This window comes from Kineococcus sp. NPDC059986, from assembly GCF_040702905.1.
GTDB lineage: Bacteria > Actinomycetota > Actinomycetes > Actinomycetales > Kineococcaceae > Kineococcus.
This window is the reverse complement of sequence record NZ_JBFBND010000025.1, coordinates 43,016-69,027: the sequence shown is the minus strand read 5'-3', so window position 1 is coordinate 69,027 and position 26,012 is coordinate 43,016. Positions and strand designations below refer to the sequence as shown.

Genomic DNA, 26,012 nt, shown 5'->3' with positions numbered 1-26,012 from the left:
ACGCCACGTCAGCCTCTGCCCGTGGCGCATCACCGCGATCATCGCCACGGCCCTCGTCCTCAGCCAGATGGAGAACCGCTACTGACAAAGGCTCACTCAATTCGTTGTTCAAGGCCGAGTGCATCCGCAACCCGCACCTACCCGGTCGCGACGGCCCCTGGCGGGGTCTGGACGACGTCGAGCGGGCCGTCGCCGACTGGATCGACTGGTACAACACCCGCCGCCTGCACGGCGAGCTCGGCATGATGCCACCGGTCGAATTCCAGACCGGCTTCGCTCACGTCGACAGCAAACTCGAGGGGATCACCGCGGCCTGAGCGTTGCTTCACACCCTCTACGAGACCCGGGCCTTGACAGAGACACGGCGCGAACCGCCGTCGTGGGCGCTGGCGACGTCACGGTCATCTCGGAACGAGTGCGCTCGTCCGTCCAAGCCCCAGCCGACCGGATCAGCCGTCCACGCCTCCCGGGCGGTCAGGGGATGACCTTCTCGGTCCGCAGCTGCTGGACGAGGTCGCGGAACATCTGCTCGGTCTCGACGTGCTCTGCGAACCCGAACCGGCGGGCCTTGGAGCCGTCAGCGAGGAAGTCGTAGTCCCAGGAGAAGACCCCGTCACCGAAGGGCCAGGACGAGACGGCTGAGAACGGCACGTCAGCCAGCCCGTGCCGCTCCTTGATCCGTTCCCACACCTCCTCCTTGTCGGCCATCACGTCGCTCAGCGACATCGGCAGCGGTGCCGCGACCGGCACACCGAGAACCTCCGCCAACGTCGGCCACATCCGGTTCCACCGGAACAGGTCCCCGTTGGCGATGTTGAACGCCTGGTTCGCCGCCCCGGGGTCGGTGGCCGCCCACACCGTCGCCCGCGCCAGCAGACCCGCGTCGGTGACCTCCATGAGGGTGTCGTAGGCGCCGGGCTTGCCGGGGAAGCGGAACGGCACCCCCAGCTCCTTGCACACCGCCGCGTACACCGCCAGGACCAGGACCAGGTTCATCGGGTTTCCCAGCGCCGTCCCGCACACCACCGAGGGCCGCATCGCCGACCACGTCCAGGACCTCCCCGCCTGCGCGGCGAGGAGGAAGTCCTGCTGGGCGAGGTTGAACTCCGGGAGCAGGTGACCGGGGTCGTCCTCACGGGCCGGGGTCTGGAAGGGGCCCAGGTGCGCCGTACACCTTGTAGCCCTGCATCAGGCTGACGTGCGCCAACCCGGGAGCACCCGCCTCATCGGTGACCTCGTCGGTGGCGGTGACGACGTTGCGCAGCATCGTCAGGTTCGGCGCCACCAGCCCCGCCCAGGTGGGGCGGTCCTGGAAGGCGGCGTAGAAGACGTGGGTGACCTCCGGCACCCCCGCCAGCGCCACCCGGGTGGCACCGGCATCGAGCAGGTCCACCGCCAGGTGGCGCAACCCCGGCTCGTCGACCCCGCCGCGCCGCGACAGCCCGATGACGTCGAAGTCGTCGCGTGCGCGCAGGTGCCGGACCAGTTCCGCGCCGATGACGCCGTGCGCGCCGACGACCAGAGCGGTGCGCCGCGTCGACGCGGCAGGAGCGACGCTCGTGGCGGGGGCCGAGGTGGAGTGGGAGGTGGGGACAGTCACGGTGGGGCTCTCCTTGTGCGGGTCGGGTCAGGCGTCGCCGGCCGGAGGTCCTCCGGGATCGCGGCCCCCGCAGCCTGTGGCGGTCGGTCCGTGGCGGGCCACACCCTGGCGGAGCAGTCCTGGCGCAGCCGAGCACTGACAGGGACAGGCGCCACACCCCGAGAGCCAGCCACACTCGTCCCGTGCCCGCGTCCCGGTCCTCTGCAGAACCCACCGCCGGCCCCAGCCTCGATCTGGGTGCCTTCCTGCGAGCGCTGCGAGCCCGGCTCTCACCCGCCGACGTGGGCCTGACCTCGTACGGCCCCCGCCGCGTCCCCGGGCTGCGCCGCGAGGAACTCGCGCAACTGGCGGGGGTCAGCCCCACCTACTACGCCCGCCTCGAGCAGGGCCTGAGCACCAACGCCTCCGAACAGGTGCAAGACGCCCTCGCCACCGCGCTGCGCCTGACTCCCGACGAACGCGCGCACCTGCACCACCTCGCCCACCCCGCTCCCCGTCCCCGGCGCCGGGCCGCGCGCGTCGAGCACGCCCGCGCCGGCACCCGCCAACTCGCGCACGCCATCCGAGGTGCGGCGGTGCTCGTCCTCGACCTCCGCAACGACGTCCTGGCCTGGAACGCCCTCGGGCACGCCCTGCTCGCCGGGCACCTGGACCTCACCGCCCCTGACCGCCCCGCGGACCGGCCCAACGTGCTGCAGATGCTGTTCTGCGACCCCCACACCCGGGAGCTGTACCGGGACTGGGCCGGGGAGGCCCGCCGCGCCGTCGCCTCCCTGCGGTTGGTCGCGGGGCTCCACCCCGAGGACCGGAGCGTGGCGGAACTGGTCGGGCGGCTCACCATCGCCAGCCCCGACTTCGCCCGCACCTGGTCCCAGCACCACGTCCACAACTGCACCGCCGGCGTCAAGCACTTGCACCACCCCACCGTCGGGCGGGTGACCTGGACTTCACCGTCCTCACCGTCGCCGACGGGTCCGGGCACCGGATGCTCACCCTGACCGCCGCGCCGGGATCAGCCGATCACGCTGCCCTCACCCTGCTGGCCGCCGACCTCGAGCGCTGAGAGCTGCCGCCCCTCCACCGGGTGGGCGCCGTCGCGGCGAACCCCGCACTCCTCCGACGTCACGGTCGCCCCGCTCCGCCCGCCGACAGCAGCTGCGCCACCCGTCTCCACCGGTCGACCTCCACAGCCGGCCAGTGCTGCAGCACCGGCTCGCTGAGACGACGCAGGGCCTCACCCACCTCGGCGTGGTCGACCACTCCTGCGGCCAGCCGTGTCTGCGCCAGGCCGACCAGCGACGCCTCGACCTCGATCAGCACCGTCCAGGCGTCCTGCTGCTCCACGGACAGGTGGTGAGGCCAGCCGCCACCAGTGGAGCTACCGGCGTCAGCCGCCCGGAGCGCTGCGGCCAGGGCCGACTCACCAGGAGGCACCACGGTCACCAGAGTGCCAGCGCCGGTGCGCGCTCACACCGGGTGCTGACCGCCCGACCTCGATCCACGATGCGGTCGTGACCAACGACGCCATCACCTTCATCCGCCCCGCCGCACTCATCGACCAGGCCCCGTACGCCTACGCCGCCACCACCGGTGCCGAGCGGACCGTCTACACCGCCGGAGCCTGCCCGCTGGATGCCGACGGGCGGACCGTCGCCGTCGGCGACCACGTCGGCCAGGCACGACAGGTCATGGCCAACCTGGTCGTCACCTTGCGCGAGGCAGGCGCGGAGCTGACCGACGTCGTCAAGACCACCGTGTACGTCGCCACGAGCCGCCGGGACGACCTCAACGCCGTCTGGGACGTCGTCCACAGCACCTTCGGCCACCACGACGCCCCCAGCACCCTCCTCGGCGTCAGCGTCCTGGGGTGGCCGGACCAGCTGGTGGAGGTGGAAGCCGTCGCCGTCGTCGCCGGGCCCGCTGCCACGCCCTAGCCGCAGACGTCTCGGCAGCTCTCGACCTCCCGGTCATCCGCGGTGCGCAGTGCGGTGACCGGTCCGACGGGTGGCGAGGCTCAGGCCCGTCCCGGGGTGAAGAGGGCCGCGGCGGCCTCGGGGTGGTCGGGGAAGGGAGGCGGCCGCCCCGTGCGCTGCTCCTCCAGGTCCACACCCCCGGCGAGGAACAGGCTGTCGCCGGTCCAGACGGCGGCGCTCGCGGCCCGCCGTTGCCACGGTCCGTCCGCGATCGGACGCCAGGTGTCGTTGGCGGCGTCGTAGGCCGCGCCCAGCAGACCGGGGGCGGGGTTGCACTCCCCGCCGTAGGCGAAGGCCGGGTCGTCGGGTCCGTTCCCGTCGATGCACATCCCGGTGTCCCGGCCCCCGCGGGCCCCGCCCCACACCAGGACCGACGTCCCCGTCCACGCCACGACGGGCCCGCCGTCGGGGGAGTAGGCGCCGAGGTCGTCCAGGGGACCCGGCGCGGTGGCCGTCCACCGTCCGGTCCCCGGGTCGAGGCTGCTGAGACCCTCCGCCGGGTCGAACCCGAACAGCCGGGTCCCGGACCAGACGGCGCCGGCGTGGGTGCCGGTGAGGGGCCCGGGGTCGAGTTCGTCCCAGGTCGTCCGGAGGGGGTCGTAGGCCAGACCCACGTCGACGGCCGGTGCGGTGCTCCGCGGATCCGGCCAGACCCGCCCCAGGACCAGCCACCGCGACCCGGTCCAGCACCCGTGCACGTCCGCGACGGCCGTTCCCGGCACGTCCAGCGGTGGGGCGGGCAGGGGCGTCCACGCGGGCTCGCCCAGCCCCAGGCTCCACGCGCCGACCGCCGGCGCCCAGGCCAGCACCCGACCGGCCGCCCAGGTGCTGGCGGCCACGGTCGTCCCCGCCGGCCAGGGCAGGTCCGGCAGCCGCTGCCAGGAGCCCGCGCCGTCGTCGGGTGTGAACAGCGCGACGTCCAGGCGCCCGGCAGGTCGCGACTCGCACGCGGCCCACAGGTCCTGCCCGCCCACGAGGACCGCCCCGGACCCGGTCCACCAGAACTGGGCGAAGCTGCGGGCCTCCACCGGTGCGGCGGCCATCGTGGTCCAGGACCCATCACCCCGGGGACCGGGGGTCCAGGCGGCGCCGTCGGCAGTGGTCGAGATGGCGCACCCGTCCTTGCGTGGTGTCGAACCGCCCCAGAGCAGGACCTGACGTCCGGTCCACACGCACGCCGACCCGGCCCGCAGCACCGGCGCCTGCAGCGGCGGGGCGGGGAGCTGCGTCCACCCGCGCGTGTCGGGCGAGGGCGATCCAGCGGACGCCGCGGGCCGGCGGTCCTCGCCGGTGCAGGCGGCGGTCGCCAGGGCCCCAGCGGACAGCCCCGCGACGAGGACGGACCGTCGCGCGGGACCTGGCCTGAGCTGTGGCGCCCTCACGCCTCCAGGGTGCCCGACGGTCGCGGTCCGTGGGCGGTCCATCGGGGTCGGCACCCGCTGAGGCACTGCACCGCAGGCTGTCCGCACGCGACGACCGCCCGGGGTGGGAGGATGGCCCGGGGCTGTCGCCTGGCCTCGAGGCCCACCGTGGAGGACGCACCATGACGCCCGGACCCGACAGCGAGCGTCTGCTCGACCAGATCCTGGCGATGTGGGACCGGAGCGCGGCGACCGACGGGGCTGCTCCTGCGCCGCTGCCCTCCGAACCCGCGGTGGCCGCGGCGGTCGGGGCGAGCCGGAACTCCGTCCGCGAGGCCATGATCCGGCTCGAGGAGCGCGGGTACGTGCACCGGTCGCAGGGGGCGCGCACGGTCCTGAACCACCGGTTGAAGGGCCTCGGCCGACGGGTCGACCAGCAGGTCGACCACGCGCAGGCGATCGCGGCGGCGGGTCACACGCCGTCCGTCGAGATCCTCTCGGCCGGCTCGGTCCAGGTGGACGACGACGAGGACCGCTTCGACGACCTGCCCGCCGGCAGTCCGGCCTTCCGCACGGCCAAGCTGTGGCGGGCAGACGGGGTGCCGTACGTGCACGCCGAGGACCTGATCCCCGTGCGGGACGCCGACCGCGTCGCGGACGTCGACCCGCAGGACCCCGTCTTCGACCTCGCCGAACACCTGAACGGGGTCGCCGTCGCGTGGGAGAGCGTGTGGTTCGACCCGGTGCTGATCACCGGTGACCTCGCGGAGCGGTTCGAGGTGGGCGCACCGCAGGCGGGGTTGCAACTGACCTACTGCGGTTTCGGACCGCTGGACGACGTCGCCTACTGGTCGCGCGAGGTGCAGCTCGCGCCCGTCGGTCGGTTGCGCAGCGCTCTCGTGCGGCGGGTCCGCCGGGGATGACGGGCCCCCGTGTGACGGGGGTGTTAAACGTCTGTTAACCCCGGTCGCCAACCGGTTCCCAGCTTGTTGGACAAGTTAGCTTCCTCCTGTCGAGGCACGTTCGCGCAGGAGGAGAGACGTCGTGACAGTTTCCACGAGCACCGTTCGGCTACCGGTCGAGGAGCTGACCCCGGAAGCCTTCGCGCCGTTCGGCGTGGTCCTGCGGCCCCTCGCCGACGGAACCCCCTTCACGGGCGAGGAGGCCGCGCTCGACCTCTCGGCGGGCACCCCGCGCTTCTACCTCATGACCCTCGAGGACAAACCCCCGCGGTTCACCCGCATCACCCGGCACCTGGAGACGACGCAGACCCTCATGGCCACCGGTGGCCGGGAGTGGTTCCTCGCCGTCGCCCCGGCCGGTGACCTCGACGAATCCGGAACCCCCCGCCTCGAGGACGTCCGCGCCTTCTGCATCACGGGGGACGTCGCCGTCACGCTGCACAAGGGCACGTGGCACTCGGGGCCGTACTTCCACGAGCAGCGCATCGACTTCGTGAACCTGGAACTGTCCGACACCAACGTCGTCGACCACCACACCTACCGCCTGGACGAGGAACTCGGCGTCGACGTGGTCCTCGACGTCCGGTGAACGCGACCGCGGACCCGCCCCGCCTCCCCGGTGCCGACGCCCGGCTGCGGGAACTGCAGGCCGACGTCGACCGCCAGCTGCGCCAGGACGCCGGGGTCTCCCGCCCCTGGGTGCACACCACCGACGGTGTGCACCCCGTGCTCGTCGTCGGTGCCGGCCAGGCCGGGTTGACCCTCGCCCAGGGTCTGCGCCGCAGCGGTGTCGACGGAGTCCTCGTCGTCGACGCGGGTGCCGCGGGAGCGACCGGGTCCTGGTCGACCTACGCGCGCATGCGGACGCTGCGGACCCCGAAGGACCTCCGCTGGCCCTGCTGGAACGTGCCCGCCTCGCACCCGCGGCAGTGGTTCGAGGCGGTGCACGGAACCTCCGCCTGGGCCGAGCTGGAGCACTTCCCGACCCGCGCGTGGTTCGCGTTCCTCGAGTTCTACCGCACCGCCCTGCGGCTGGACGTGGCCTTCTCCACCTCGGTGCAGCGCGTGAGCGGCGGGCACGACGGAGAACCGTTCCAGGTCGCCCTGCAGACGCCCCGCGGGGCGGAGACGGTGCGGGCCCGGCACGTCGTCCTGGCCACCGGTCTGGAGGGATCCGGGGGACGGCGCGTCCCCGACGTCGTCCGGGCCCTGCCCGCGAACCGGTGGGCCCACTCCCACGACCCGATCGACTTCGCCGCACTCGCCGGAGCGCGCATCGGCGTCCTCGGTGGCGGCACCGGGGCGTTCGACAACGCGGCGACGGCGCTGGAGGCCGGGGCCCGCAGCGTCGAGGTCCACATGCGCCGAGCCGAGATGCCGACCGTCAGCCCCTACCGGTGGATGGAGTTCGCCGGTCTCGTCGAGCACTACGCGAGCTTCACGGACGAGCAGAAGTGGCTGTTCAACGCGCACCTGTCGACGGTGGACCAGCCGGCCACCCAGAACGCCGTCTGGCGGGCCCACGCCCTGCCCGGCTTCTCCTTCCACCGCGGCTCGCCGTGGCACGAGGTCGGCTGGGACGGAACGCAGGTCGTCGTCCGGACGCCGGCGGGCCGACGGTCCTTCGACTTCGTCATCGCGGCCACCGGCGTGGACGTCGACCTCGCCGCTCGCCCGGAACTCCGCGAGGTCGCCGACGCCGCCGCGCGCTGGTCGGACCGGATCGACCCGGAACTCCTCGCCCGCACCGGGCCGACGTCGCTGCAGGACTACCCCTACCTGACGGACAGCTTCGGCCTCACCGGCCGGGACCGTCGCGACGACGAACGGCTCGGTCGTCTCCACGTGTTCAACCACGGCGCGAGGATGAGCCTGGGCGTCCTCAGCCACCAGGTCTCCGGACTGAGCGGTGGCGTGGAACGCCTGACCGCCGGCATCGGGCGCGCCCTCTTCGCCCACCGCTCGGCCGAACTCCTCGCCGACTTCCTGGCCTACGACACCCCCGCCGGCGTCCTCGTGGGCCCCCGTCCCGGGCAGCGGACCCCCGTGGGGGTGCTCTCGGGCGGGTGACCCGCGGGTGGCGGCGCCCACCGCGTTCCCGCCGACCACCGGTCCAGTTCTGACGTTCCTCTCGCCGGGCACCACCTCCTCCCGTCACCCCACCCGAAGGACACCACCATGAGTCTGCGAGAACTGTTCACCTGGAAGACGCACGGAACGGGAACCACCGTGACCCCGGGGACCGTCGTCGCCACCGACGAACGGCTGTCGTTCCCGGTCACCCTCGGCATCGGCTTCCAGCACGTCATCGCGATGTTCGGCGGGGTCTTCATCGTGCCGGTCATCATGGGTTTCCCGCCCTCGACCGCACTGCTGTTCTCGGGTCTGGGCACGATGGTCTTCCTGCTGCTGACGGCGAACCGGGTGCCGAGCTACCTGGGGAGCAGTTTCGCCTTCATCGCCCCCGTGGCCGCGATCGCCCCGCTGGGCAAGGGGGAGAACGGTCTGAGCCCCGAGGCGCTCGGACTCGCCCTCGGCGGCCTGGTCGTCACCGGCCTGGCCCTGGCCCTCGTGGGTCTCGTGGTCCACCTCGTCGGTGCGCAGTGGATCGGGGTGGTCATGCCGCCGGTGGTGACCGGCACGATCGTCGCGCTCATCGGCCTGAACCTCGCGACGGTGGCCAAGTCCGAGTTCGACGCCGGACCCGTCGAGGCCACGGTCACCGTGGTGGCGGTCCTGGTGGTCGCCGTCCTGTTCCGGGGGTTGCTCGGCCGGCTGTCCATCGTGCTCGGCGTCGCCGTCGGGTACGTGGTCGCCGCGGCCCGTGGCGCGGTCGACTTCTCCGCCGTGTCCTCGGCGGCCTGGGTCGGCCTGCCCACGTTCCACACCCCGACCTTCACCACGGGTTCGCTCGGCCTCTTCCTCCCCGTCGTGCTGGTGCTCGTCGCCGAGAACGTCGGTCACGTCAAGACCGTGGCGGCGATGACCGGGAAGAACCTCGACCGCTACATGGGGCGCGCGCTGCTGGCCGACGGACTGGCCACGACCCTGGCCGGGGCCGGAGGCGGCACCGCCACCACGACCTACGCCGAGAACATCGGCGTGATGGCGGCCAGCCGCGTCTACAGCACGCTCGCGTACTGGGTCGCCGCCGTCTGCGCGATCCTGCTCTCCCTCAGCCCCAAGTTCGGTGCGCTGGCGGCCTCGATCCCGTCCGGTGTGCTGGGGGGAGCGGGGGTCGTCCTCTACGGGATGATCGGCGTGATGGGGGCGCGCATCTGGGTGCAGAACCGCGTCAACTACTCCTCGCCGACCAACCTGCTCACCGCCGGGGTGGGCCTCGTCCTGGGGATCGGCGGTTTCACCCTGACCCTCGGGAGCTTCTCCCTCGGCGCGATCGGCGTCGGCTCCTTCGGGGCGATCCTGGCCTACCACCTGATGCGGGGCCTGGCGCGCTGGCGCGGGACCGACCCCGACGTCGCGACGGCCGCTCCCGAGCGTCCCGACGACGAGTCGGTGTCCCTGGCCCCCGTGGGCGCCGTCCGCTGACCGCGCGGGGCGACGGCCCGAGGCCGTCGCCCTGTCGTCGGGTTCCCGACCACGAGGACCGACCATGACCAGAACCCCACCGACCGACCCCCCGACGACCGACCCCCCACCGACCGATCCCCCACCGACCGATCCCCGACTGACCGACCCGGACGCCGCCGCCCACGTGGCGCGGTGGCTGGGGGAGCGCCGGGACTGGGTCCCCGCTCCCGCGGCCGGGGTGAGCGAGGTCCGGCGTCGGACGCGCAAGCAGCGGCTCCCCGACGACGCGGACGTCTCCACGGCGGACGTCGCCGTCCCCGCCCCCGGGCGGTCGGTCCCCGCTCGCTGGTACGAGCCGGCCGACCCCACCGACGTGGTCGTGGTGTTCTTCCACGGCGGCGGCTGGGTGATCGGCGACCTCGAGATGAACGACGCGATGGCCCGTTCCCTGGCCCGGCTCTCGCGGGCGCGGGTCCTCAGCGTCGACTACCGCCTGGCTCCCGAGCACCCGTACCCGGCGGCGCTGGAGGACGGGAGCGCCACCCTGGACTGGGTCGCCGGTGAGCACCCGGCGGCGCGGCTCGTGCTCGCCGGGCACAGCGCGGGCGGCAACCTCGCCGCCGTCCTCACGCAGCGGGCGGCGGTGTCGACGGCGGGCGGCGCCGGACCCGTCGTCCACGCCCAGGTGCTGCTCTGCCCGGTCCTGGACTGCGACCTCGACCGCGGGTCCTACGCCGACAACGGCGAGGGCCTGTTGCTGACCACGCGGGAGATGCGCTGGTACTGGGACCTCTACCAGCCCGACCCCGACCGGCGGCCCGACCCCTCCTGCAGCCCGCTGCGGGCACCGGACCTGCACCGGCTGCCCCCCACGCTCGTGGTGGTCGCGGGGGCCGACCCCCTGCGCGACGAGGCCCTCGCCTACGCCGACGCGGTGCGGGCGGCAGGCGGCACGGCGACGGTGCACCTGCAGCCCGGCGTCCCGCACCTCTACCTGACCTTCCCCGCCATGCCGTGCGTCGCGGAGTCGTTGGAGGTCGCGGCGACCGCCGTCCGGGCCGTCGGTACCCCGGAGGGTCAGCGGTCGCGGCGCAGTTCCCACAACCCGTAGTGCACGACGTACCCGTACTCCTCGTGCCGCCACCCGGGCACGTACCGGTAGCCGTACGGCGCCAGCCCGGACGCGGTGACGGCGGCGAGCTGCGCCGTCGCGTCGTAGGCGTGCATCGCGACCCCGGGCAGACCCTCCTGCGAGAACGCCCGTGTCGTCGCGCCCGGGCCGAGCGTCCGGTCCTCCACGGCCCCCACGAGCACGCGCGCCCCGGGGGCGCACGCGGCGGCCAGGTGCGTGAGGGTGGCGCCGAGGTCCCGGCAGAACTCCAGGCACCCCACGGCCAGCACGACGTCGAAGCGGCCCCAGTCCCGCGGCACCGGATCGTGCAGGTCGTGGAGCTCGTACCGCCCGGAGGGACGGGCCCCCCGGGCGCTCGCCAGCATCTGCGGGGACACGTCGCAGCCGAGCACCTCGACGTCCTCGGCGAGCTGGCTCGTCAACTGCCCCGGCCCGCAGCCGACGTCGAGCACACGGCACTCCGGGGTGACGGCGCGCAGCAGGAAGTCCGCGACGAGCGGGCCGTAGTACTGCACCGACCGCCAGCCCGGGACGTAGTGCGGCGCGAACTCGTCGTAGTACGTCGAGATCCCCTGGTCCTCGTTCATCCCCACCCCAGTGCTCGCAGTCCCGCCGCGGTTGCCGCCGCCAGCACGACGACGACGATGAACGGTGCCCGGCACACCAGCGCGACGACCGCCACGGCCAGCCCGGCGGCCCGGGCGTCGAGCACGAGGACCTGACCGGAGGAGAAGGTCTGCAGCACCACGAGGGAGGCCAGCAGCGCCACCGGCAGCATCCCCGTCAACCGCCGGACGCGCGGCGCCTCCAGCGCGGCCGGGGGGACGACGTACCCGGCGAACTTCGTCGCGAACGCGACGGCCGAGGCCGCGAGGACGGCGAACCAGAACGTCACGCCGGCGCACCCCCGCGGCGTTGCGGCCAGCACCACGCCACGAGCGACCCGACCGCCGCGGCGGCGATGACGGGCAACCCCTGCGGGATGACGGGTACGAGGACGGTCGTGACGAGGGCGCCGACGACGGCGATCGCGACGGGTTCGCGGCCCTTCAGGCGCGGCCACAGCAAACCGACGAACGCGGCCGACGCCGCCGCGTCGAGGCCGAACCGCTGGGGGTCGCCGAGGGAGTTCCCGGCCAGCGCCCCGACGAGCGTCATGAGGTTCCAGCCCACGTACACGCCGAGACCGGTGACCCAGAAACCCAGGCGTCGCAGCGGGGGTTCGGTCTGGGCCACGGCGACGGCCGTGGACTCGTCGATCGTCAGCTGCGCGACGGCCGCCCGCCGCCACCCCCGGGGCCGCATGACGGGCACCAGCTGCAACCCGTAGAGGGCGTTGCGGACCCCCAGCAACGAGGACGCCGCGACGGCCGCCCCGGCCGTCCCGCCTCCGCCGAGCACCCCGATGAGCGCGAACTGCGACCCGCCGCTGAACAGCAGGAGCGAGAGGACGCAGGTCTGCCAGACGGACAACCCGCTCGTGACGCTGAGGGCCCCGAAGCTCACCCCGTAGAGCCCGGTCGCCACGGCGACGGACAACCCCTGCCGGACGACGGCGGACCGCGCGTCGCTCCGGGGGTCGGTCACCGGCCCAGCATCTCAGCCGCGCGCACGGGTTCCGCGGCCGACCCGCTCAGGCGTGGTGCAGCGCGGCGTAGCTCTCGGGCGGGAACGTCGCCGCGGTGTCGCCGAGCGCCAGCGCCCGGTAGGTCGCGGTCGCCGCCTCCTCGAGGTTCATGATCCGCCGGAACGCCATCCCGATGTCCTCGGCGTGCGCGGAACACCCGTGGTGGGACTGCACGACGCACGGGTGGACCCGGGCCTGCTCGGCCGTCGTGTCGGCCAGTTCGTCGGACCCGTTGGGGGCGTAGGGGACGGTCCCCACCGAACGGACGTAGTAGGCGTGGTCGAGGGAGATCAGCCGGATGCGGTGGCCGAGCGCGTCGAGGAGGACGGCGTGCTGCGGGTGGAGGTGGATGACGGCGTTGACGTCGGGACGGACCTGGTAGGTGCGCTGGTGCAGCTTCCACTCGCTCGAGGGCTTCTCCGCCCCGCCCACGACGTCCCCGGCCAGGGACACGACGGAGAAGTCGTCGTCGGTGAGCCGGTCCAGCCACGTGCCGGCTCCCGTGACGACGAACTCGTCACTGCCGGGCAGCCGCGCGGAGAGGTTCCCGCCACTGGCCAGGACGAAGCCCCGCTCGACGGCGAGGCGCCCGACCTCGCTGAGTTGCCGGCGCAGGCCGTCGACGGTGCTGGGGTGCTCCACGGAGTTCTCCTTGTTCTCAGGCCGTCGCGGTCGTCGCGACGGGTTCGGTGAGGACGGCCCGGGCGCTGTCGATGTCGGTGACGACGACGTTGACCAGTCCGGTGCGCAGTGCGGTGGACAGGGGGAGGCGCTTCTCCGCGCCGCCGGCGATGCCGACGCGGGTGGGGATGCGGCGCATCTGCTCGAGGGTGAGCCCGATGACGCGGTCGTCGACCGCCCCGAGCACCGGCGCGCCGTCGGCGTCGAAGAACCGGGCCGAGACGTCCCCGACCGCGCCGAGGTCGCGCAGCGCCTCGAACTCGGCCTCGGTCACGGACCGGCGCAGGGCCTGCGCGGCGCGGACGGTGCCGCCGACGCCGACGACGAGGGCGTCCGCGGCGGCCGCCGCCTCCAGGGTCGCGCGGACCTCCTCGAGCCCGCGGATCGTCTGGGCGGCCTCCGGGGTCGTCGCGAGCAGGGGCGCGGGGAGGTGGTAGGCGGTGCCCCCGATCGCGCGGGCCAACGCGCCCGCGACCTCGTGGGGGTTGGCGTCGCTGGACCGGCCCCCGCGGCTGCCGGCGAGCGGCAGCACCTCCACGGCCTCGTCGGAGGTGTAGCGCAGGTGCGCCACGCTGGCGGCGACCGCGGTGCTCAGGCCGACGGCGATCCGGCCCGCGTGGGGCAGCACGGCCGCGAGGGCCGCGGCCCCGGTGACGCCGAGGGAACCCGGTGACCGTTCCTCCCCGAGGCCGAAGCTCGGGCAGACGTGCGCGCTGAGCAGTCCGAAGCGCCGCGCGAGCGCGGACTCGACGTCGGCGAAGGGGCTCTCGTCGCTGTGGACGGTGATCTCCACGACCCCCGTCCGCCGGGCCTCGGCCAGCACCCGGGTCACCTTCACCCGCGAGAGGCTGAGCAGTTCGCCGATCTCGGCGTGGGTCAGGCCGTGCTCGTAGTGGAGCCGGGCCACCTTGCCGAGCAGAGCGTCCTGCGCATTTGTTCGCATCGCTGCACCTCCGTGCAGCAGTGTGCACGCCGGGTGGCGGCGGATCAAGGGCTGCAGGAGCTTGACAGGTCCGCATCGGCGAACCTCAATGAATGAGCAGTAGTTCACGATGTGAACGGATGTTCAGACTCGAGGAGGAGTCAGATGACGACGAACGGTGCCGCAGCCGAGCCGCAGACCCGGTGGGCGCGTTTCCTCGCCGGGCAGGGGATCTCGCGGGTGCTCCTGTGGGGCTTCGTGGCCCTCATGCTGTTCATGGTCGGGGACGGGATCGAGCTCAGCTTCCTGTCGACCTACCTCACCGAACGCGGTTTTTCCGGCGGCCAGGTGGCGGGGCTCTTCAGCGCCTACGGCATCGTCGTGGCCGTGGCGGCCTGGCTGGCCGGCGCCCTCGCCGAGGCGTGGGGCCCGCGCCGGGTCATGCTCACGGGTGCGGCGATCTGGGTGGTGTTCGAACTCGCGTTCCTCGGCCTGGGGGTGATGCAGGAGAACTACGCGGTGATGGTCGCGACGTTCGCCGTCCGCGCCGTGGGATACCCGTTCTTCGCCTACGGCTTCCTGGTGTGGGTCACCATGGAGACCCCGGACGCCGTCATGGGCAAGGCCGTCGGCTGGTACTGGTTCTTCAACGCCATGGGGCTGGGCGTCATCAGCGGGTACTTCGTCGCCGCGGTCGTCGACCCCGTCGGTGAACTCGCCACCCTGTGGTCCTCGCTCGCCTTCGTCCTCGTCGCCGGCGTCATGGTCGCCGTGCTCGTGAAGTCCAAGGCGGGGCCGCACAAGGTCACGCGGGAGGAGACGGTCGAGGGGCTCAAGCGCGGGTTCGCCATCATGCGGGACCGTCCCAAGGTCGGCATCGGCGGCGCGGTCCGCCTCATCAACACGATCTCGTACTACTCCTTCGCCGTGTTCCTCAACGTGCACATGGTCAAGACCATCGGGTTCAGCCAGGCCGAGTGGTCCTCCATCTGGGGGACGATGCTCCTGGCCAACGTCGCGGCGAACCTCATCTCCGGGTACGCCTCGGACCGCTTCGGCCGCATCAACGTCATCGCCTGGGGCGGCGGAGCGGCGACCGCGATCACCGTCCTCGGGTTCTACTACGTGCCCCAGGCCGTCGGCGCGAACTACGCAGTCGTCATGGTCCTGGGCGTCCTCTACGGCCTGGCCCTCGGGATGTACGTCCCCCTGTCGGCCGTCGTCCCCCTGCTCGCCCCCCAGCACAAGGCCGCCGCGGTCGCGGTCCTCAACCTCGGTGCCGGTCTGAGCAACTTCGGCGGTCCCGTCGTCGCGGCGCTCGTCGGCCCGCTGGGCATCGGGCCCGTGGTCTGGATCCTCGCGGCCCTCTACGTCGTCGGCATCTTCCTGACGTTCCTCCTGCGCGAGGCCGGGGTCGAGGCCCCCGGGCACGGACCGGAACCTCAGCGTTCCACCCGGCTCGCCGACGAACCCGCCGCCGGTTGAGGCCCCGCAGCACAGCTCCCGAGAGGAGGAGCCCGGTGACCGCACCCGTTCCCGCCGTCCTGGGGGTCGATGCCGGCACGACGTCGGTGAAGTCCGTCGTCCTCAGCACCGCGGGCGTCGTCCTGGGGACCGCCCGCTCGACCGTCCGCATCCGCCGACCCGCCCCGCTCGTCTCCGAGCAGGACATGGACGAGGTGTGGACCGCTGTCGCGCAGACGATCTCGGCCGCCCTCGGGGAGGCCGGTCAGACCGCGGGCGGCATCGAGCTGCTGGGCCTGAGCGTGACGGGCCAGGGCGACGGTGCCTGGCTCGTCGACGCGGGCGGCCGGCCCGTGGGGCCGGCGGTCCTGTGGCTGGACGGTCGCGCCTCCGACCGCGTCGCGGCCTGGGAGGCGGACGGTCGCGCGGCGCTGGTGCGCCGGACCACCGGTTCGGCGTTGTTCCCCGGAGCCCTCCCCGTCCTCCTCGAGGAGCTCGAGGACACCCGGCCGGACCTGCTGGAACGCGCCGTGACGCACCTGAACTGCAAGGACTGGATCCGGTACCGCCTGACCGGGGTGATCGGCACCGAGGCCTCGGAGGCGTCACGCACCTACCTCGACGTCGCGACGGGGGAGTACTCCGACGAACTCCTCGCGGGGCTGGGCCACGAACGGTTCCGCCGGCTCCTGCCGCCGCTGTCGCCGCCCGACGTCGTCGCCGGTCGCGTCCAGGACGCCGCCGCCCGCGAGACCGGGTTGCCGGTCGGGTTGCCCGTCGCCACCGGTCTCGTCGACACCCCCGCCGGCGGGGTCGGGCTCGGGGTCACCCAGCCCGGGGACGCCTACGCGATCATGGGGACGACGGCCTTCGTCGGGGCCGTGCAGGACGGGGTGACGGCGGGGCAGGACGTCCCGGTCATCACCCTGAACCTGGGGCGGGGCCGGCAGGTCGTCGAGTGCCTGGCTCCCATGAACGGGACGCCCAACCTCGACTGGGCCCGGGAGGCGACCGGGTTGTCCGGCCTGGACTGGTCGCAGATCGAGGAACTCGTCCGCACCGTCCCCGCGGGCGCCGGCGGGGTGCTGTACCTGCCCTACGGCGGCGTCAGCGGGGAACGCGCCCCCTTCGTCGACACGGCGGCGTCGGCCGCCTGGCTCAACGTCACCGTCCGCACCAGCCCCGGGGAACTCCTGCGCGCCGTCTACGAGGGCATCGCCCTCTCGCTCGCGGAGTGCATGGAGGAACTCGGCATCGCGCCCGGCGCGACCGTCCGCCTCTGCGGCGGCGGGGCCCGGTCCGACGTCGTCTGCCAGGTCCTCGCCGACGTGACCGGACGGGTGATCGCCCGGTCGACGGCCGCCGAACTCGGGGCCCGCGGGGTGGCGGCCCTCGCCCTCGTCGCCGTGGGCGCCGCGCCTGACCTGCGGGCCGCGCTGCGGGGTTTCGGCGACGATGCCCGGACCTTCGATCCCGACCCCGCGGTCCGGGACCTGCACGACGCGCAGGCCCACCTCTTCGCCGCCGTGCGCTCCGCCGTGCGACCCCACTGGCCCGGGATGCGGGCCGTCCAGGCGGCGGCCCAGGACGTCGCCGCCGCGCGCACCGCGTCCCCCGGCCCCGCACCGGCCCTCGCCGTCCACCCCTGACCACCCGACCCGCCCCACCCCAGGAGGACCCGTGTCCGAACGTCCCGTCCTGCTCGTCACCGCCCCCTTCGACCCCGCCCGCGCGCAGGCCCTCGGCGACGTCTTCGACGTCGTGCGCCGGGAACCGTCCCTGGCCGGGGACTCCCTGGCGCAGCGGGGGATCGACGACGACCTGGCCCGGGCCACCGCGATCGTCTGCGAGGTCGACGTCGTCGACGAGGCGACGCTGGCCAAGGCCCCCAACCTGCGCGCCGTGGTCTCGTGCCGGGCGAACCCGGTGAACGTGGACGTCCCGGCGTGCACGGCCGCCGGGGTCGTCGTCCTGACCACCCCGGCGCGCAACGCCGACGTCACGGCCGACCTCGCCTTCACCCTGCTGCTCATGACGGTCCGGCACACCGGCCGCGCCGAACGGTGGCTGCGCAGCGGGGCCTGGTCACCCGAGGACGTCTTCGAGCCGTACTCCGCGTTCCGCGGCATCGGCCTGTCCGGCCGGACCCTCGGCATCCTGGGCGGCGGCGCGATCGGCCGCCGCATGCTGCGCCGCGCCCGCGCCTTCGGCATGGAGGTCCTCGTCCACGACCCCTTCCTCGCCCCCGACGCGTTCGGCGACGAGGCCCGGGTCGTCGAGCTCGACGAGCTCCTGTCGAGCGCGGACGTCGTCACCGTCCACGTCCCGCTGGCCGAGTCGACCATCGGACTCATCGGGGACCGCGAACTGCGCCTCATGCGCCGCGACGCCTACCTCGTCAACGCCGGGCGGGCGGCCGTCGTCGAGGAGGACGCGCTCGTCGACGCCCTGCGCGAGGGCCGGATCGCCGGCGCCGGGCTCGACGTCTTCTGGACCGAACCCGTCCCCGCCGACCACCCGCTGCTGGCGCTGGACAACGTCACCGTCACGCCCCACATCGGGGGCGCGTCGGACGACGTCGTCCTCGAGCACTCCCGGATCGCCGAGCGCGGACTCCGGGCCTGGGTCGCGGGGGAGCGACCGGCCGCCGTCGCCAACCCCGCTGTGCTGGAGGCGGACAGCCGCGTCTGAGCCTTCCGCGCCGAGGTCCGTCAGCCGCGCGCGGCGAACCCGTCCGCCACGTCGGCCCCGGACCGCAGCAGCGCCGCCAGCAGCACCCGCGCCTGGCCGGCCTTGAGCCGGCCCGCGGGGACGGCGCCGGCGGCCGCGAGGTCGGCCCCGCCCCCGCCGTCGCCGTACGTCGTGGCGACCGGGCCCGCCGCGACCCGGGTCGTCAGGACGACGGTCACCCCGGCCGCGGTGGCACGGCCGACGGCCGCGACGACGGCGGTCGTCGCGTTCCCCGACCCGAGTCCCTGCAGCACGATCCCGCGGGCTCCGGCCGCGACGCACGCGTCGAGGAGCACCCCGTCGGCGCCGGGGTGCAGGGCGACGACGTCGACCCGTGGCCACGGTCCGTCCCCGTCCAGCCCGGTCAGGGGTTGGTGGGGGAGGGGGCCGTCCGGGCTCGCGAAGGCGTCGAGGTCGGTGGTGTGCCGCTTGACGATCCCCGCGGCCGGCAGGACCCGGCCGCCGAAGGCCACCCGCACCCCGCTGGCCCGTCCGGCCGCGGTGCGCAGCGCGAGCAGGAGGTTGGCCGGGGCGTCGGGGTCGTCGTGGTCGCTCGTGCGCTGGGACCCGGTGAGCACGACGGGCCGGGCGTCGGTGGTGTGCAGGTCGAGCAGGTACGCCGTCTCCTCGAGGGAGTCCGTGCCGTGCAGGACGACGACCCCCGCGACCGCGGTGTCGGCCAGGGCGTCGTGGACGGCGCGCGCGATCGTCCACGCGTCGGCGAGGGTGAGGGTCGAGGAGTCGACGCGCAGGGCCTCGACGAGCCGGACCCGCACCCCCGCGGCCTCCGCGGCCGGTCCGACGAGGCTGCCGCCGTCGTGGGTGGGGCTGCTGACCCCGTCGTGGCCGACGGTGCTCGCGATCGTTCCACCGGTGGCGACGACCACCACGAGCGGGTCCGGCGACGGGGTCATGGGCTCCTCAGTCCTGGAGGTCGTTCGGCTGGTGCTGCTGCTGGCGGGCCAACGCTTCCACACGCGGCTTCGCGGCGCGCCACCCGAGGGCCAGCAGCGGGACGATGACGACGAGCGACCCGATCGTCCACGTGCCGACGGGGTGGTCGAACGCCATGAGGACGAGGACGGTGACGAGGAACACCAGCGTCGCGTACCCGCTCCACGGCGCGAACGGCATCCGGAACGCCGGCCGCGGGATGCGACCCTCCTTGGCCCAGGACCACAGCCGCAGCTGGCACAGGACGATGACGCCCCAGGCGCTGACGATGCCGATGGCGGCGATGTTCAGCACGATCTCGAACGCGTCGGCCGGCACCAGCGCGTTGAGCACGACGCCGAAGAGGGCGACGACGACGGTCAGCGCGATCCCGCCGTAGGGGACGCCGTTGCGGTTCACCCGGCCGGCGAAGGCGGGGGCGGACCCCGTGTGCGCCATGGAGTGCAGGATCCGGCCGGTCGAGTAGAGCCCGGCGTTGAGCGAGGACAGCGCCGCCGTCAGCACGACGAGGTTCACGAACGCGTCGACGCCCCCGACCCCGACGTGGGAGAAGAACGTGACGAACGGGCTGACGCCCTTCTCATAGGTGTCGAACGGCAGCAGCAGCGCGAGGAGCAGGACGGACCCGACGTAGAACACGACGATGCGGACGATGACCGTGTTGATGGCCCGCGGGATGACCTTCTGCGGTTCCTCGACCTCACCGGCCGTCGTCCCGACGAGCTCGATGGAGGCGTAGGCGAAGACGACGCCCTGGATGACGACGACGGCCGGCAGCAGGCCGTTCGGCAGCCAGCCGCCGTTGGCCTCGATGAGCCCGAACCCGGGCTGCTGCCCGTCGATCGGCTCGCCGAACACCACGAACCACGTGCCCACGACGAGGAACACCGCGAGGGTGCCGACCTTGAGGAGCGCGAACCAGAACTCCAGCTCCCCGAACACCTTCACCGAGAGCAGGTTCAGGGCGAGGACGACGACGATCGCGGCCAGGGCCCAGACCCACTGGTCGACCGACGCGACCGGTGCCCAGTAGCGGCCGAAGAAGTTCATGTAGAGCGCGACGGCGGTCACGTCGACCACCGCCGTCGTGGCCCAGTTCAGCCAGTACAACCAGCCCGCGACGAACGCGGTGCGCTCGCCGAAGAACTCCCGGGCGTACGACACGAAGGACCCCGACGTCGGCCGGTGCACGACGAGTTCGCCGAGGGCGCGCAGGATGAGGAAGCCGAAGAACCCGCAGACGGCGTAGACGCCGACCAGCGCCGGTCCGGCCCCGGCGAGCCGGCCACCGGCGCCCATGAACAACCCGGTCCCGATGGCGCCGCCGATGGCGATCATCTGGACCTGACGTGGCCGCAGTTCCTTGCGGTAGAGCGACTCCGGCGCCGTGGACGCCGTGGTGGTGCGGTCGGGGAGCTCGGTCGTCATCGAGAGGACTCCTGGTTCGAAGGGGAGGTCGTCGGGGTGGTCTGGATCTTCTGGGCGGTGAGGTTCTCGGGCTTGAGCAGTTCCTCGAGCTCCTCGCGACCGAGGAGGCCGGCGGCGAGGACGAGGTCGGCGACGGAGGCACCCGTCAGCGCGGCCTCGGTGGCGATGCGGGTGGCGGCCTCGTAGCCGATCCGCGGGTTGAGGGCCGTGGCGAGCCCGATCGAGTTCTCGACCCGGGCCCGCAGCAGCGCGGGGTCGGTCGTGATGCCCACGACGCAGCGGTCGGTGAGGACCGCGACGGCGTGGGTGAGGTTCCGGGCACCCTCGGACAGCCGCTGGGCGATGACGGGTTCGAAGGCGTTGAGCTGGAGCTGGCCCGCCTCGGCGGCCATCGAGATCGTCACGTCGTTCCCGACGATCTGGAACGCGACCTGGTTGACGACCTCGGGGATCACCGGGTTGACCTTGCCGGGCATGATCGAGGACCCGGCCTGCACCGGCGGCAGCTTGATCTCGCCCAGCCCGGCGCGCGGCCCCGAGGACAGCAACCGGAGGTCGTTGCAGACCTTCGACAGCTTCACCGCGACCCGCTTGAGGACACCGGAGAGGTGGACGAACTGCCCGACGTCCTGGGTGGCCTCGACGAGGTCGGGGGAACTCACGAGGTCGTACCCGGTGATGTGCGCCAGGTGCCGAACGGCGAGGTCGGCGTACCCGACGGGCGCGTTGAGGCCCGTGCCGACGGCCGTCGCGCCGAGGTTCACCTCCAGGAGCAGGTCGGCGGACTCGCGCAGCCGGGCGAGGTCCTCGGTGAGCATGACCGAGTAGGTCGCGAACTCCTGGCCGAGCGTCATGGGCACGGCGTCCTGGAGCTGCGTACGCCCCATCTTCACGACGTCGCGGAACTCGGCGGCCTTGGCGGCGAAGGCGTCGCGGAGCCGTTCGAGCTCGGTGGCCAGCGCCACGATCCAGCGGCGCGTCGCGATGTTCACGGCCGTCGGGTAGACGTCGTTCGTCGACTGCGAGGCGTTGACGTGCGCGTTGGGGTGGCAGTGCACGTAGTCGCCCCGGGGGTGGCCGAGCAGTTCCAGCGCCCGGTTCGCGACGACCTCGTTGGCGTTCATGTTCGTCGAGGTGCCGGCGCCGCCCTGGACGACGTCGACGACGAACTGCTCGTGCAGCGCCCCGTCCGCGATCTCGCGGCACGCCGCGACGATCGCGTCGGCCCGCTGCGCGTCGAGGACGCCCAGTTCCCGGTTGGCCAGGGTGGCGGCCTGCTTGACGTCGGCGAGGGCCCGCACGAGGTGGGGGTCCTGGCCGATGGTGCGACCGGTGATGGGGAAGTTCTCCACCGCGCGCAGGGTGTGGATCCCCCAGTACGCGTCGGTGGGCACCTGCCGTTCGCCGAGCAGGTCGTGCTCGGTGCGGGTGTCGGGGGCGGAGCGGGTCACGACATCGGGTCCCTTCGCTGAACCTGTCTGGCTGTCTGACAGGTGAGACGAGAATGGGGGAGGCGTCCCCGCCCCGTCAAGGGCCACCGCATCATGGGGGCCATGACTTCCTGGGCCGACCGTGCGCCCGCCGTCGCCCGCGTCGGCGCGGCCGAGGCCGTCTTCGCGGACCTGCGCGAGGCGATCCTCAGCGGCGAGCTGCCCGTCGGCACCCGCCTGCCGTCCGAGGCCGCCCTCGCCGAGCGGCACGGGGTCTCCCGGTCGGTGGTCCGCGAGGCGCTGCGCTCCTGCCACGCCCTCGGCCTCACCGAACCCCGCACGGGTCTGGGGTCCTTCGTCGTGCACGACCGGGTCGAACCGGACCCCGTCTTCGGGTCCTTCGCCGCCTCCGAGCTGCTCGAGGCCCGACCCCTCGTCGAGGTCCCCGCCGCGGGCTGGGCCGCGTTGCGCCACAGCGACTCCGAGCTCACCGAACTGCGCGAGCTCGTCGAGGCCATGCGCGGGGAACCGGACCCGCAGGAGTGGGCCGCGCTCGACGGCCGGCTGCACGGGCTCATCGCCCAGGCCTCCCGGAACCGGGTCATCGAGTCGGTGCTCGCCGCCGTCCGCGAGGCGTCGACGGCGCAGTCGCAGGCCCTCAACCTGCTGCCGGACCGCCGCGACCACTCCGACGACGAGCACGCCCGGATCGTCGAGGCCATCGCCACCCGCGACGACGCGGCCGCCCGCGACGCCATGAGCGCGCACCTCGACGCCGTCGGGTCCGCGTTGCGGGCTCTCACCGACCGCGGCTGACACCTCCGGCCGCTCGGCCGCCCGGAGGGGACCGGGCCCCGGAAGGCGGGGCCTCCTGGAGATCACGCCGCAGGAGTCGATGGACCGGTGGAGCGACTCACCGGGGCACCCTGCTCCGGCGTTCCGCGAGGAGGGACACGACGTGAGCATCAGCGTCAGCGGCACCAGCCTGGCGTCCGTCGCGCAGCCCGGTCACGGCGGTTCGCCCGCCGAGAAGGCGTTGCGAGAGGCGAACCGGGCCTACGCAGAGGCCCAGGACGAGCTCGTCGGTGACGTGACCGACCACGCCGACGAGGACACCCTGAAGGTCGACCGCGCCGAGCTCGAGGCGGCCGCCCAGGCCGTGGCCCAGGCCGTGGCGGCGCTCGCGGCCGAGAAGGCGGAGGTGCAGCGGCAGCGGGACGAGGCCCGGACCGCGCGTCAGCAGGTCCCGACCGTCACGCCCGCGCCCCGGGTCGACGACCACGGGGTGGACGTCTACGGCTGACCCGACCGCCCGCTCCGCTGCGCCACGGTGGGTGGCTGCCGGACCCCGCCGCGACGAACCGCTCGTGCGCGTCCGCAGGCGCACCGCCCGCGGGTCCTGACCCCGGTGGTGGTTCTCGTGCACCATCGTGGAGCCGACCCGCGGCGGGCCGGTCCACGCCTGGAGGCAACGGTGAGCGGACGCGTGCAGGACAAGGTCGTCGTCGTGACGGGCGCGGCCCGCGGGCAGGGGGCGGCCGAGGCGAGGGCGCTGGCCCGGGAAGGCGCCCGGGTCGTCGCGACGGACGTCGTGGACCCGGCGGACGTCGCCGCGGGGGGCCTCGACGCCCCCGGCATCGAGTACCGCCGCCTCGACGTGACCGACCGCACCGCGTGGACCGCGCTGTCGCAGGACCTGGGGGAGCGGCACGGCCGCGTCGACGGTCTCGTCAACAACGCGGGGCTCACCCACCGGGCGCGGCTGCTCGACGTCGAGCTCGCCGACTGGGAGCGGATGTTCCGGGTCAACACCACCGGACCACTGCTGGGCATCCAGGCCCTCGTGCCGCTCATGCCGCCGGGGTCCTCGATCGTGACGATCGGCAGCTCAGCCGCCCTCGTGCCGCACTACACGGCGGCCTACACCGCCTCGAAGTGGGCGGTGCGAGGGCTCGCGCGGGTCGCCAGCGTCGAACTGGGACCGCTGGGCATCCGCTCCAACCTCGTCCACCCCGGCTACGTCGAGACCCCGATGGTGGCCGACGCCCCCGCCGCCTTCCGGGCGGCGCAGGTCCAGGCCAACCCGCTCGGGACGGTGGGGACGGTCGACGACGTCGCGCACCTCGTCGTCTACCTCGTCAGCGACGAGTCGCGCTACGTCTCGGGTGCGGAGATCGCCGTCGACGGCGGCTACACGGGTCAGGCCGGCGTCAAGTTCCTGTCCGACGCCGTGCGCGTCACCCCGCCGGCCGGTGCCGGGGACCGCTGACCCCGGCCGGGGGTCGCGTCGGGCTCAGGCGCCCGGGCCGGGCGTGTTGTGCGCGTGGAACGTGGCACCGCCGCGGCCGGCGATGTCGTAGTCGTCGCGGTGCTGGGCCTCGCGCGAGGAGCGGTCCCGACCGCGGTCGCGGACCGCGAGGAACACCACGAGCGCGACCAGCAGCAGGGCGACGGCGACGATCGAGACGACGAGGAAGGTCATGGTGCTCTCCCGGTGACGGTGGACGTCCACTGTCCCACCGGTCACCCCGGCGCGGGAGTCGGCGGCCGATCTGGCACCGGGTGGCGGGGGCGAGCATCCTGAGGCCGTGCCCGAACCCTCCGGTCCCCCGTACGCGGACCACCTGCGTCCGCCGGAGGACCGCCCGAACCAGGGCCCCGGCTGGTTCGGGACGCCCCCCGCGGACGTGCTGGACACCCTCCCCGTCGAGGACACCGACGTCCTCGTCGTGGGCGCCGGGCCGACGGGCCTCCTGGCCGCGCTCGTCCTGGCCCGCCGCGGTGTGTCCGCCGTCCTCGTCGACCGCGAGGCCGGTCCCACTCGGGAGTCGCGAGCCCTGGCGGTGCAGGCGCGGACGGTGGAGGTCTACGACCAGCTGGGTCTGGCCGAGGAGTTCCTCGCCCGCGCGCACCGCGCCGCCCGGGTGCAGATCGGCCCCGTCGGACGTCCCGCACTGGTCGACCTCGCCGCGGCCCAGGAGGGTCGCACCCCGTTCCCCGGGTTGCACGTCCTCGAGCAGAGCCGCACCGAGGAACTGCTCGTCGAGGCCCTCACCGCGACCGGCCGGGACGTCCGGTGGAACCACCACCTCACCGGCCTCGACGACCGGACGGCCGAATCCGACGGTCGCGTCCTCGCGCTCCTCGACGGGCCCGACGGGCTGACCCGGGTCCGGGCCCGCTGGTGCGTCGGGGCGGACGGGGCGGGCTCGTTCGTGCGGCGTTCCCTCGGCCTGGCCTTCGACGGCGTCACCGACGACGCGGTCTTCTGGGTGGCGGACGTGCGGGGGGCCACCGGCCTCCCGGAGGACGCCCTGACGATGCGGGCGGGGCGCCGGGGTTTCGGGGTCTTCTACCCGCTCGGTCCGGGTGGGCACGCCCGGGCGATCTCCATCGCCCGCGACGAGGACGTGACGGCGGACGAGGCGCTCGCCACCGCCCGAGCGGACCTCGGTGTCGGCCACACGTCCGTGGACTGGTTCTCCACCTACCGGGTCCACCACCGTGTCGCGGAGGGCTTCCGCCGGGGAGCGGTGTTCCTCGCCGGCGACGCCGCGCACGTGCACTCCCCGGTCGGCGGTCAGGGGATGAACACCGGGCTGCAGGACGCCCACGACCTCGCGAACCTCCTGGCCGACGTGGTCCACGGCCACGTCGGCGTGGCGGCCCTCGACCGGTACGAGCGGGAACGTCGACGGGTGGCCCTGCGGCTGGTCCGTTCCACCGACCGCGTGTTCGGCGTCGTGGGCCGGGGGAACCGCGGCACCGCCCTGCTGCGGCGAGGTTTCGCGGCGGTGGCCGCCCCGCTGGCCGCCCGCGGCGTCAGGACACCCGTCGGTCGGCGGGCCGCCGGGTACCTGGGGCAGTACCGGATCCGCTACTCCTTCGCCGCCGGATCCTCGCCCGCCTGGGCCGACGATCCCGCCGTCGGACGGCGGCTGCTGCCCACCGACGAGAACCGCCCCGCCCTGCGCTCCATGGCGTGGCAACTGCACTCCCACGGCGGTCGCCCCGCGCGACCCGCGGACCTGCCGGACTGGGTCGAGGGCCCGCACACCTTCCGCGCCGACCCGACCGGCCGCCTGCGGATGGACCGGACCTACCTCGTGCGTCCCGACGGTTTCGTCGCCGCGGCCGTCCCCACGAGCGGGGGAGCCCTCGACGTCGAGGTCCTGCGGGCGGCGTTCCGCGCCCACCACCTGCGCACCTGAACCCAC

Annotated in this window: 26 protein-coding genes and 1 pseudogene; 15 read left to right on the top strand and 12 right to left on the bottom strand. The window is 73.8% G+C overall.

Annotated features, from left to right (window positions below; genetic code table 11):
* Nucleotides 1-104 precede the first annotated feature (104 nt).
* The gene (locus AB0637_RS17715; RefSeq protein WP_366173896.1) at nucleotides 105-317 is read left to right on the top strand and encodes an integrase core domain-containing protein; all 213 of its coding nucleotides are present in this window, start codon (nucleotides 105-107) and stop codon (nucleotides 315-317) included.
* A 157-nt stretch (nucleotides 318-474) separates the two neighbouring features.
* Here the strand turns inward: AB0637_RS17715 and AB0637_RS17710 are convergent.
* Nucleotides 475-1,522, bottom strand: a pseudogene (locus AB0637_RS17710) (SDR family oxidoreductase).
* A 260-nt stretch (nucleotides 1,523-1,782) separates the two neighbouring features.
* Here AB0637_RS17710 and AB0637_RS17705 point away from each other — a divergent pair.
* Nucleotides 1,783-2,598: a helix-turn-helix transcriptional regulator gene (locus AB0637_RS17705; RefSeq protein ID WP_366173894.1), complete on the top strand. Its 816-nt coding sequence runs from the start codon at nucleotides 1,783-1,785 to the stop codon at nucleotides 2,596-2,598.
* 124 nt (nucleotides 2,599-2,722) lie between these two features.
* Here AB0637_RS17705 and AB0637_RS17700 read toward each other — a convergent pair whose 3' ends face one another.
* Nucleotides 2,723-2,944: a hypothetical protein gene (locus tag AB0637_RS17700; protein WP_366173893.1), complete on the bottom strand. Its 222-nt coding sequence runs from the start codon at nucleotides 2,942-2,944 to the stop codon at nucleotides 2,723-2,725.
* 167 nt (nucleotides 2,945-3,111) lie between these two features.
* Here AB0637_RS17700 and AB0637_RS17695 point away from each other — a divergent pair, with 167 nt between their 5' ends.
* Nucleotides 3,112-3,534, top strand: coding sequence for a RidA family protein (locus AB0637_RS17695; protein ID WP_366173892.1), 423 nt, complete (start codon nucleotides 3,112-3,114; stop codon nucleotides 3,532-3,534).
* Nucleotides 3,535-3,614: 80 nt separating this feature from the next.
* Here the strand turns inward: AB0637_RS17695 and AB0637_RS17690 are convergent, their stop codons facing one another.
* A complete protein-coding gene (locus AB0637_RS17690) occupies nucleotides 3,615-4,955 on the bottom strand; it encodes a hypothetical protein (RefSeq protein WP_366173891.1) in 1,341 nt (446 codons plus the stop codon).
* Between the two features lie 161 nt (nucleotides 4,956-5,116).
* On the opposite strand from AB0637_RS17690, the gene AB0637_RS17685 reads away from it, so the two are divergent.
* From AB0637_RS17685 to AB0637_RS17665, 5 genes are all read left to right on the top strand, one after another.
* A complete protein-coding gene (locus tag AB0637_RS17685) occupies nucleotides 5,117-5,857 on the top strand; it encodes a GntR family transcriptional regulator (protein ID WP_366173890.1) in 741 nt (246 codons plus the stop codon).
* Between the two features lie 121 nt (nucleotides 5,858-5,978).
* Entirely contained in the window at nucleotides 5,979-6,485 is a 507-nt protein-coding gene (locus tag AB0637_RS17680; RefSeq protein WP_366173889.1) for an ureidoglycolate lyase, read from the top strand.
* The gene (locus AB0637_RS17675) at nucleotides 6,482-7,966 is read left to right on the top strand and encodes an NAD(P)/FAD-dependent oxidoreductase (RefSeq protein WP_366173888.1); all 1,485 of its coding nucleotides are present in this window, start codon (nucleotides 6,482-6,484) and stop codon (nucleotides 7,964-7,966) included. The genes AB0637_RS17680 and AB0637_RS17675 overlap by 4 nt, the downstream gene beginning before the upstream one ends.
* Nucleotides 7,967-8,074: 108 nt before the next feature.
* Complete coding sequence (locus AB0637_RS17670; RefSeq protein WP_366173887.1) at nucleotides 8,075-9,445, top strand: solute carrier family 23 protein; 1,371 nt, start codon at nucleotides 8,075-8,077, stop codon at nucleotides 9,443-9,445.
* 64 nt (nucleotides 9,446-9,509) lie between these two features.
* Nucleotides 9,510-10,538, top strand: coding sequence for an alpha/beta hydrolase (locus AB0637_RS17665; RefSeq protein ID WP_366173886.1), 1,029 nt, complete (start codon nucleotides 9,510-9,512; stop codon nucleotides 10,536-10,538).
* On the opposite strand, the gene AB0637_RS17660 is transcribed toward AB0637_RS17665, so the two are convergent.
* From AB0637_RS17660 to AB0637_RS17640, 5 genes are read right to left on the bottom strand one after another with little or no spacing between them, the layout of a single operon-like run.
* Nucleotides 10,505-11,146: a class I SAM-dependent methyltransferase gene (locus AB0637_RS17660; protein ID WP_366173885.1), complete on the bottom strand. Its 642-nt coding sequence runs from the start codon at nucleotides 11,144-11,146 to the stop codon at nucleotides 10,505-10,507. The two genes, AB0637_RS17665 and AB0637_RS17660, sit on opposite strands and share 34 nt — an antisense overlap.
* Nucleotides 11,143-11,454: an AzlD domain-containing protein gene (locus tag AB0637_RS17655; protein WP_366173883.1), complete on the bottom strand. Its 312-nt coding sequence runs from the start codon at nucleotides 11,452-11,454 to the stop codon at nucleotides 11,143-11,145. The genes AB0637_RS17660 and AB0637_RS17655 overlap by 4 nt, the downstream gene beginning before the upstream one ends.
* Nucleotides 11,451-12,146 carry an AzlC family ABC transporter permease gene (locus AB0637_RS17650; RefSeq protein ID WP_366173882.1) on the bottom strand — a complete coding sequence of 232 codons (696 nt, stop codon included), beginning with the start codon at nucleotides 12,144-12,146 and terminating at the stop codon, nucleotides 11,451-11,453. The genes AB0637_RS17655 and AB0637_RS17650 overlap by 4 nt, the downstream gene beginning before the upstream one ends.
* A gap of 46 nt (nucleotides 12,147-12,192) precedes the next feature.
* Nucleotides 12,193-12,828, bottom strand: coding sequence for a class II aldolase/adducin family protein (locus AB0637_RS17645; RefSeq protein ID WP_366173881.1), 636 nt, complete (start codon nucleotides 12,826-12,828; stop codon nucleotides 12,193-12,195).
* Between the two features lie 16 nt (nucleotides 12,829-12,844).
* Nucleotides 12,845-13,810, bottom strand: coding sequence for a sugar-binding domain-containing protein (locus AB0637_RS17640; protein WP_366173880.1), 966 nt, complete (start codon nucleotides 13,808-13,810; stop codon nucleotides 12,845-12,847).
* 144 nt (nucleotides 13,811-13,954) lie between these two features.
* Here AB0637_RS17640 and AB0637_RS17635 point away from each other — a divergent pair, with 144 nt between their 5' ends.
* From AB0637_RS17635 to AB0637_RS17625, 3 genes are read left to right on the top strand one after another with little or no spacing between them, the layout of a single operon-like run.
* Entirely contained in the window at nucleotides 13,955-15,274 is a 1,320-nt protein-coding gene (locus AB0637_RS17635; protein WP_366173879.1) for an MFS transporter, read from the top strand.
* Between the two features lie 35 nt (nucleotides 15,275-15,309).
* Entirely contained in the window at nucleotides 15,310-16,902 is a 1,593-nt protein-coding gene (locus AB0637_RS17630; RefSeq protein WP_366173877.1) for an FGGY-family carbohydrate kinase, read from the top strand.
* A gap of 31 nt (nucleotides 16,903-16,933) precedes the next feature.
* Nucleotides 16,934-17,944: an NAD(P)-dependent oxidoreductase gene (locus AB0637_RS17625; RefSeq protein WP_366173876.1), complete on the top strand. Its 1,011-nt coding sequence runs from the start codon at nucleotides 16,934-16,936 to the stop codon at nucleotides 17,942-17,944.
* Between the two features lie 20 nt (nucleotides 17,945-17,964).
* Here AB0637_RS17625 and AB0637_RS17620 read toward each other — a convergent pair whose 3' ends face one another.
* The 3 genes from AB0637_RS17620 to aspA are packed head-to-tail and all read right to left on the bottom strand — an operon-like array spanning nucleotide 17,965 to nucleotide 21,816.
* Nucleotides 17,965-18,897, bottom strand: a complete 933-nt coding sequence (locus AB0637_RS17620) for an asparaginase (protein WP_366173874.1) — start codon at nucleotides 18,895-18,897, stop codon at nucleotides 17,965-17,967.
* A gap of 7 nt (nucleotides 18,898-18,904) precedes the next feature.
* Entirely contained in the window at nucleotides 18,905-20,365 is a 1,461-nt protein-coding gene (locus AB0637_RS17615; protein ID WP_366173873.1) for an amino acid permease, read from the bottom strand.
* A complete protein-coding gene (aspA, locus tag AB0637_RS17610) occupies nucleotides 20,362-21,816 on the bottom strand; it encodes an aspartate ammonia-lyase (RefSeq protein ID WP_366173872.1) in 1,455 nt (484 codons plus the stop codon). Before aspA ends, AB0637_RS17615 begins: the two co-directional genes overlap by 4 nt.
* A gap of 102 nt (nucleotides 21,817-21,918) precedes the next feature.
* On the opposite strand from aspA, the gene AB0637_RS17605 reads away from it, so the two are divergent.
* The 3 genes from AB0637_RS17605 (at nucleotide 21,919) to AB0637_RS17595 (ending at nucleotide 24,064) form a co-directional block, all read left to right on the top strand.
* The gene (locus tag AB0637_RS17605) at nucleotides 21,919-22,611 is read left to right on the top strand and encodes a FadR/GntR family transcriptional regulator (protein ID WP_366173871.1); all 693 of its coding nucleotides are present in this window, start codon (nucleotides 21,919-21,921) and stop codon (nucleotides 22,609-22,611) included.
* A 142-nt stretch (nucleotides 22,612-22,753) separates the two neighbouring features.
* Nucleotides 22,754-23,098 carry a hypothetical protein gene (locus AB0637_RS17600; protein ID WP_366173870.1) on the top strand — a complete coding sequence of 115 codons (345 nt, stop codon included), beginning with the start codon at nucleotides 22,754-22,756 and terminating at the stop codon, nucleotides 23,096-23,098.
* Nucleotides 23,099-23,269: 171 nt separating this feature from the next.
* Entirely contained in the window at nucleotides 23,270-24,064 is a 795-nt protein-coding gene (locus tag AB0637_RS17595) for an SDR family oxidoreductase (RefSeq protein ID WP_366173868.1), read from the top strand.
* 24 nt (nucleotides 24,065-24,088) lie between these two features.
* On the opposite strand, the gene AB0637_RS17590 is transcribed toward AB0637_RS17595, so the two are convergent.
* Nucleotides 24,089-24,277: a hypothetical protein gene (locus tag AB0637_RS17590; protein WP_366173866.1), complete on the bottom strand. Its 189-nt coding sequence runs from the start codon at nucleotides 24,275-24,277 to the stop codon at nucleotides 24,089-24,091.
* A gap of 106 nt (nucleotides 24,278-24,383) precedes the next feature.
* On the opposite strand from AB0637_RS17590, the gene AB0637_RS17585 reads away from it, so the two are divergent.
* A complete protein-coding gene (locus AB0637_RS17585; RefSeq protein WP_366173864.1) occupies nucleotides 24,384-26,006 on the top strand; it encodes an FAD-dependent monooxygenase in 1,623 nt (540 codons plus the stop codon).
* Nucleotides 26,007-26,012 lie beyond the last annotated feature (6 nt).

What these genes read in the sequence shown, in the direction of transcription:
- AB0637_RS17620 (WP_366173874.1), bottom strand. Translation starts at nt 18,897, where the DNA reads ATGACCCCGTCGCCGGACCCGCTCGTGGTGGTCGTCGCCACCGGTGGA.
- AB0637_RS17635 (WP_366173879.1), top strand. Translation starts at nt 13,955, where the DNA reads ATGACGACGAACGGTGCCGCAGCCGAGCCGCAGACCCGGTGGGCGCGT.
- AB0637_RS17670 (WP_366173887.1), top strand. Translation starts at nt 8,075, where the DNA reads ATGAGTCTGCGAGAACTGTTCACCTGGAAGACGCACGGAACGGGAACC.
- AB0637_RS17685 (WP_366173890.1), top strand. Translation starts at nt 5,117, where the DNA reads ATGACGCCCGGACCCGACAGCGAGCGTCTGCTCGACCAGATCCTGGCG.
- AB0637_RS17640 (WP_366173880.1), bottom strand. Translation starts at nt 13,810, where the DNA reads ATGCGAACAAATGCGCAGGACGCTCTGCTCGGCAAGGTGGCCCGGCTC.
- AB0637_RS17605 (WP_366173871.1), top strand. Translation starts at nt 21,919, where the DNA reads ATGACTTCCTGGGCCGACCGTGCGCCCGCCGTCGCCCGCGTCGGCGCG.
- AB0637_RS17660 (WP_366173885.1), bottom strand. Translation starts at nt 11,146, where the DNA reads ATGAACGAGGACCAGGGGATCTCGACGTACTACGACGAGTTCGCGCCG.
- AB0637_RS17665 (WP_366173886.1), top strand. Translation starts at nt 9,510, where the DNA reads ATGACCAGAACCCCACCGACCGACCCCCCGACGACCGACCCCCCACCG.
- AB0637_RS17590 (WP_366173866.1), bottom strand. Translation starts at nt 24,277, where the DNA reads ATGACCTTCCTCGTCGTCTCGATCGTCGCCGTCGCCCTGCTGCTGGTC.
- AB0637_RS17615 (WP_366173873.1), bottom strand. Translation starts at nt 20,365, where the DNA reads ATGACGACCGAGCTCCCCGACCGCACCACCACGGCGTCCACGGCGCCG.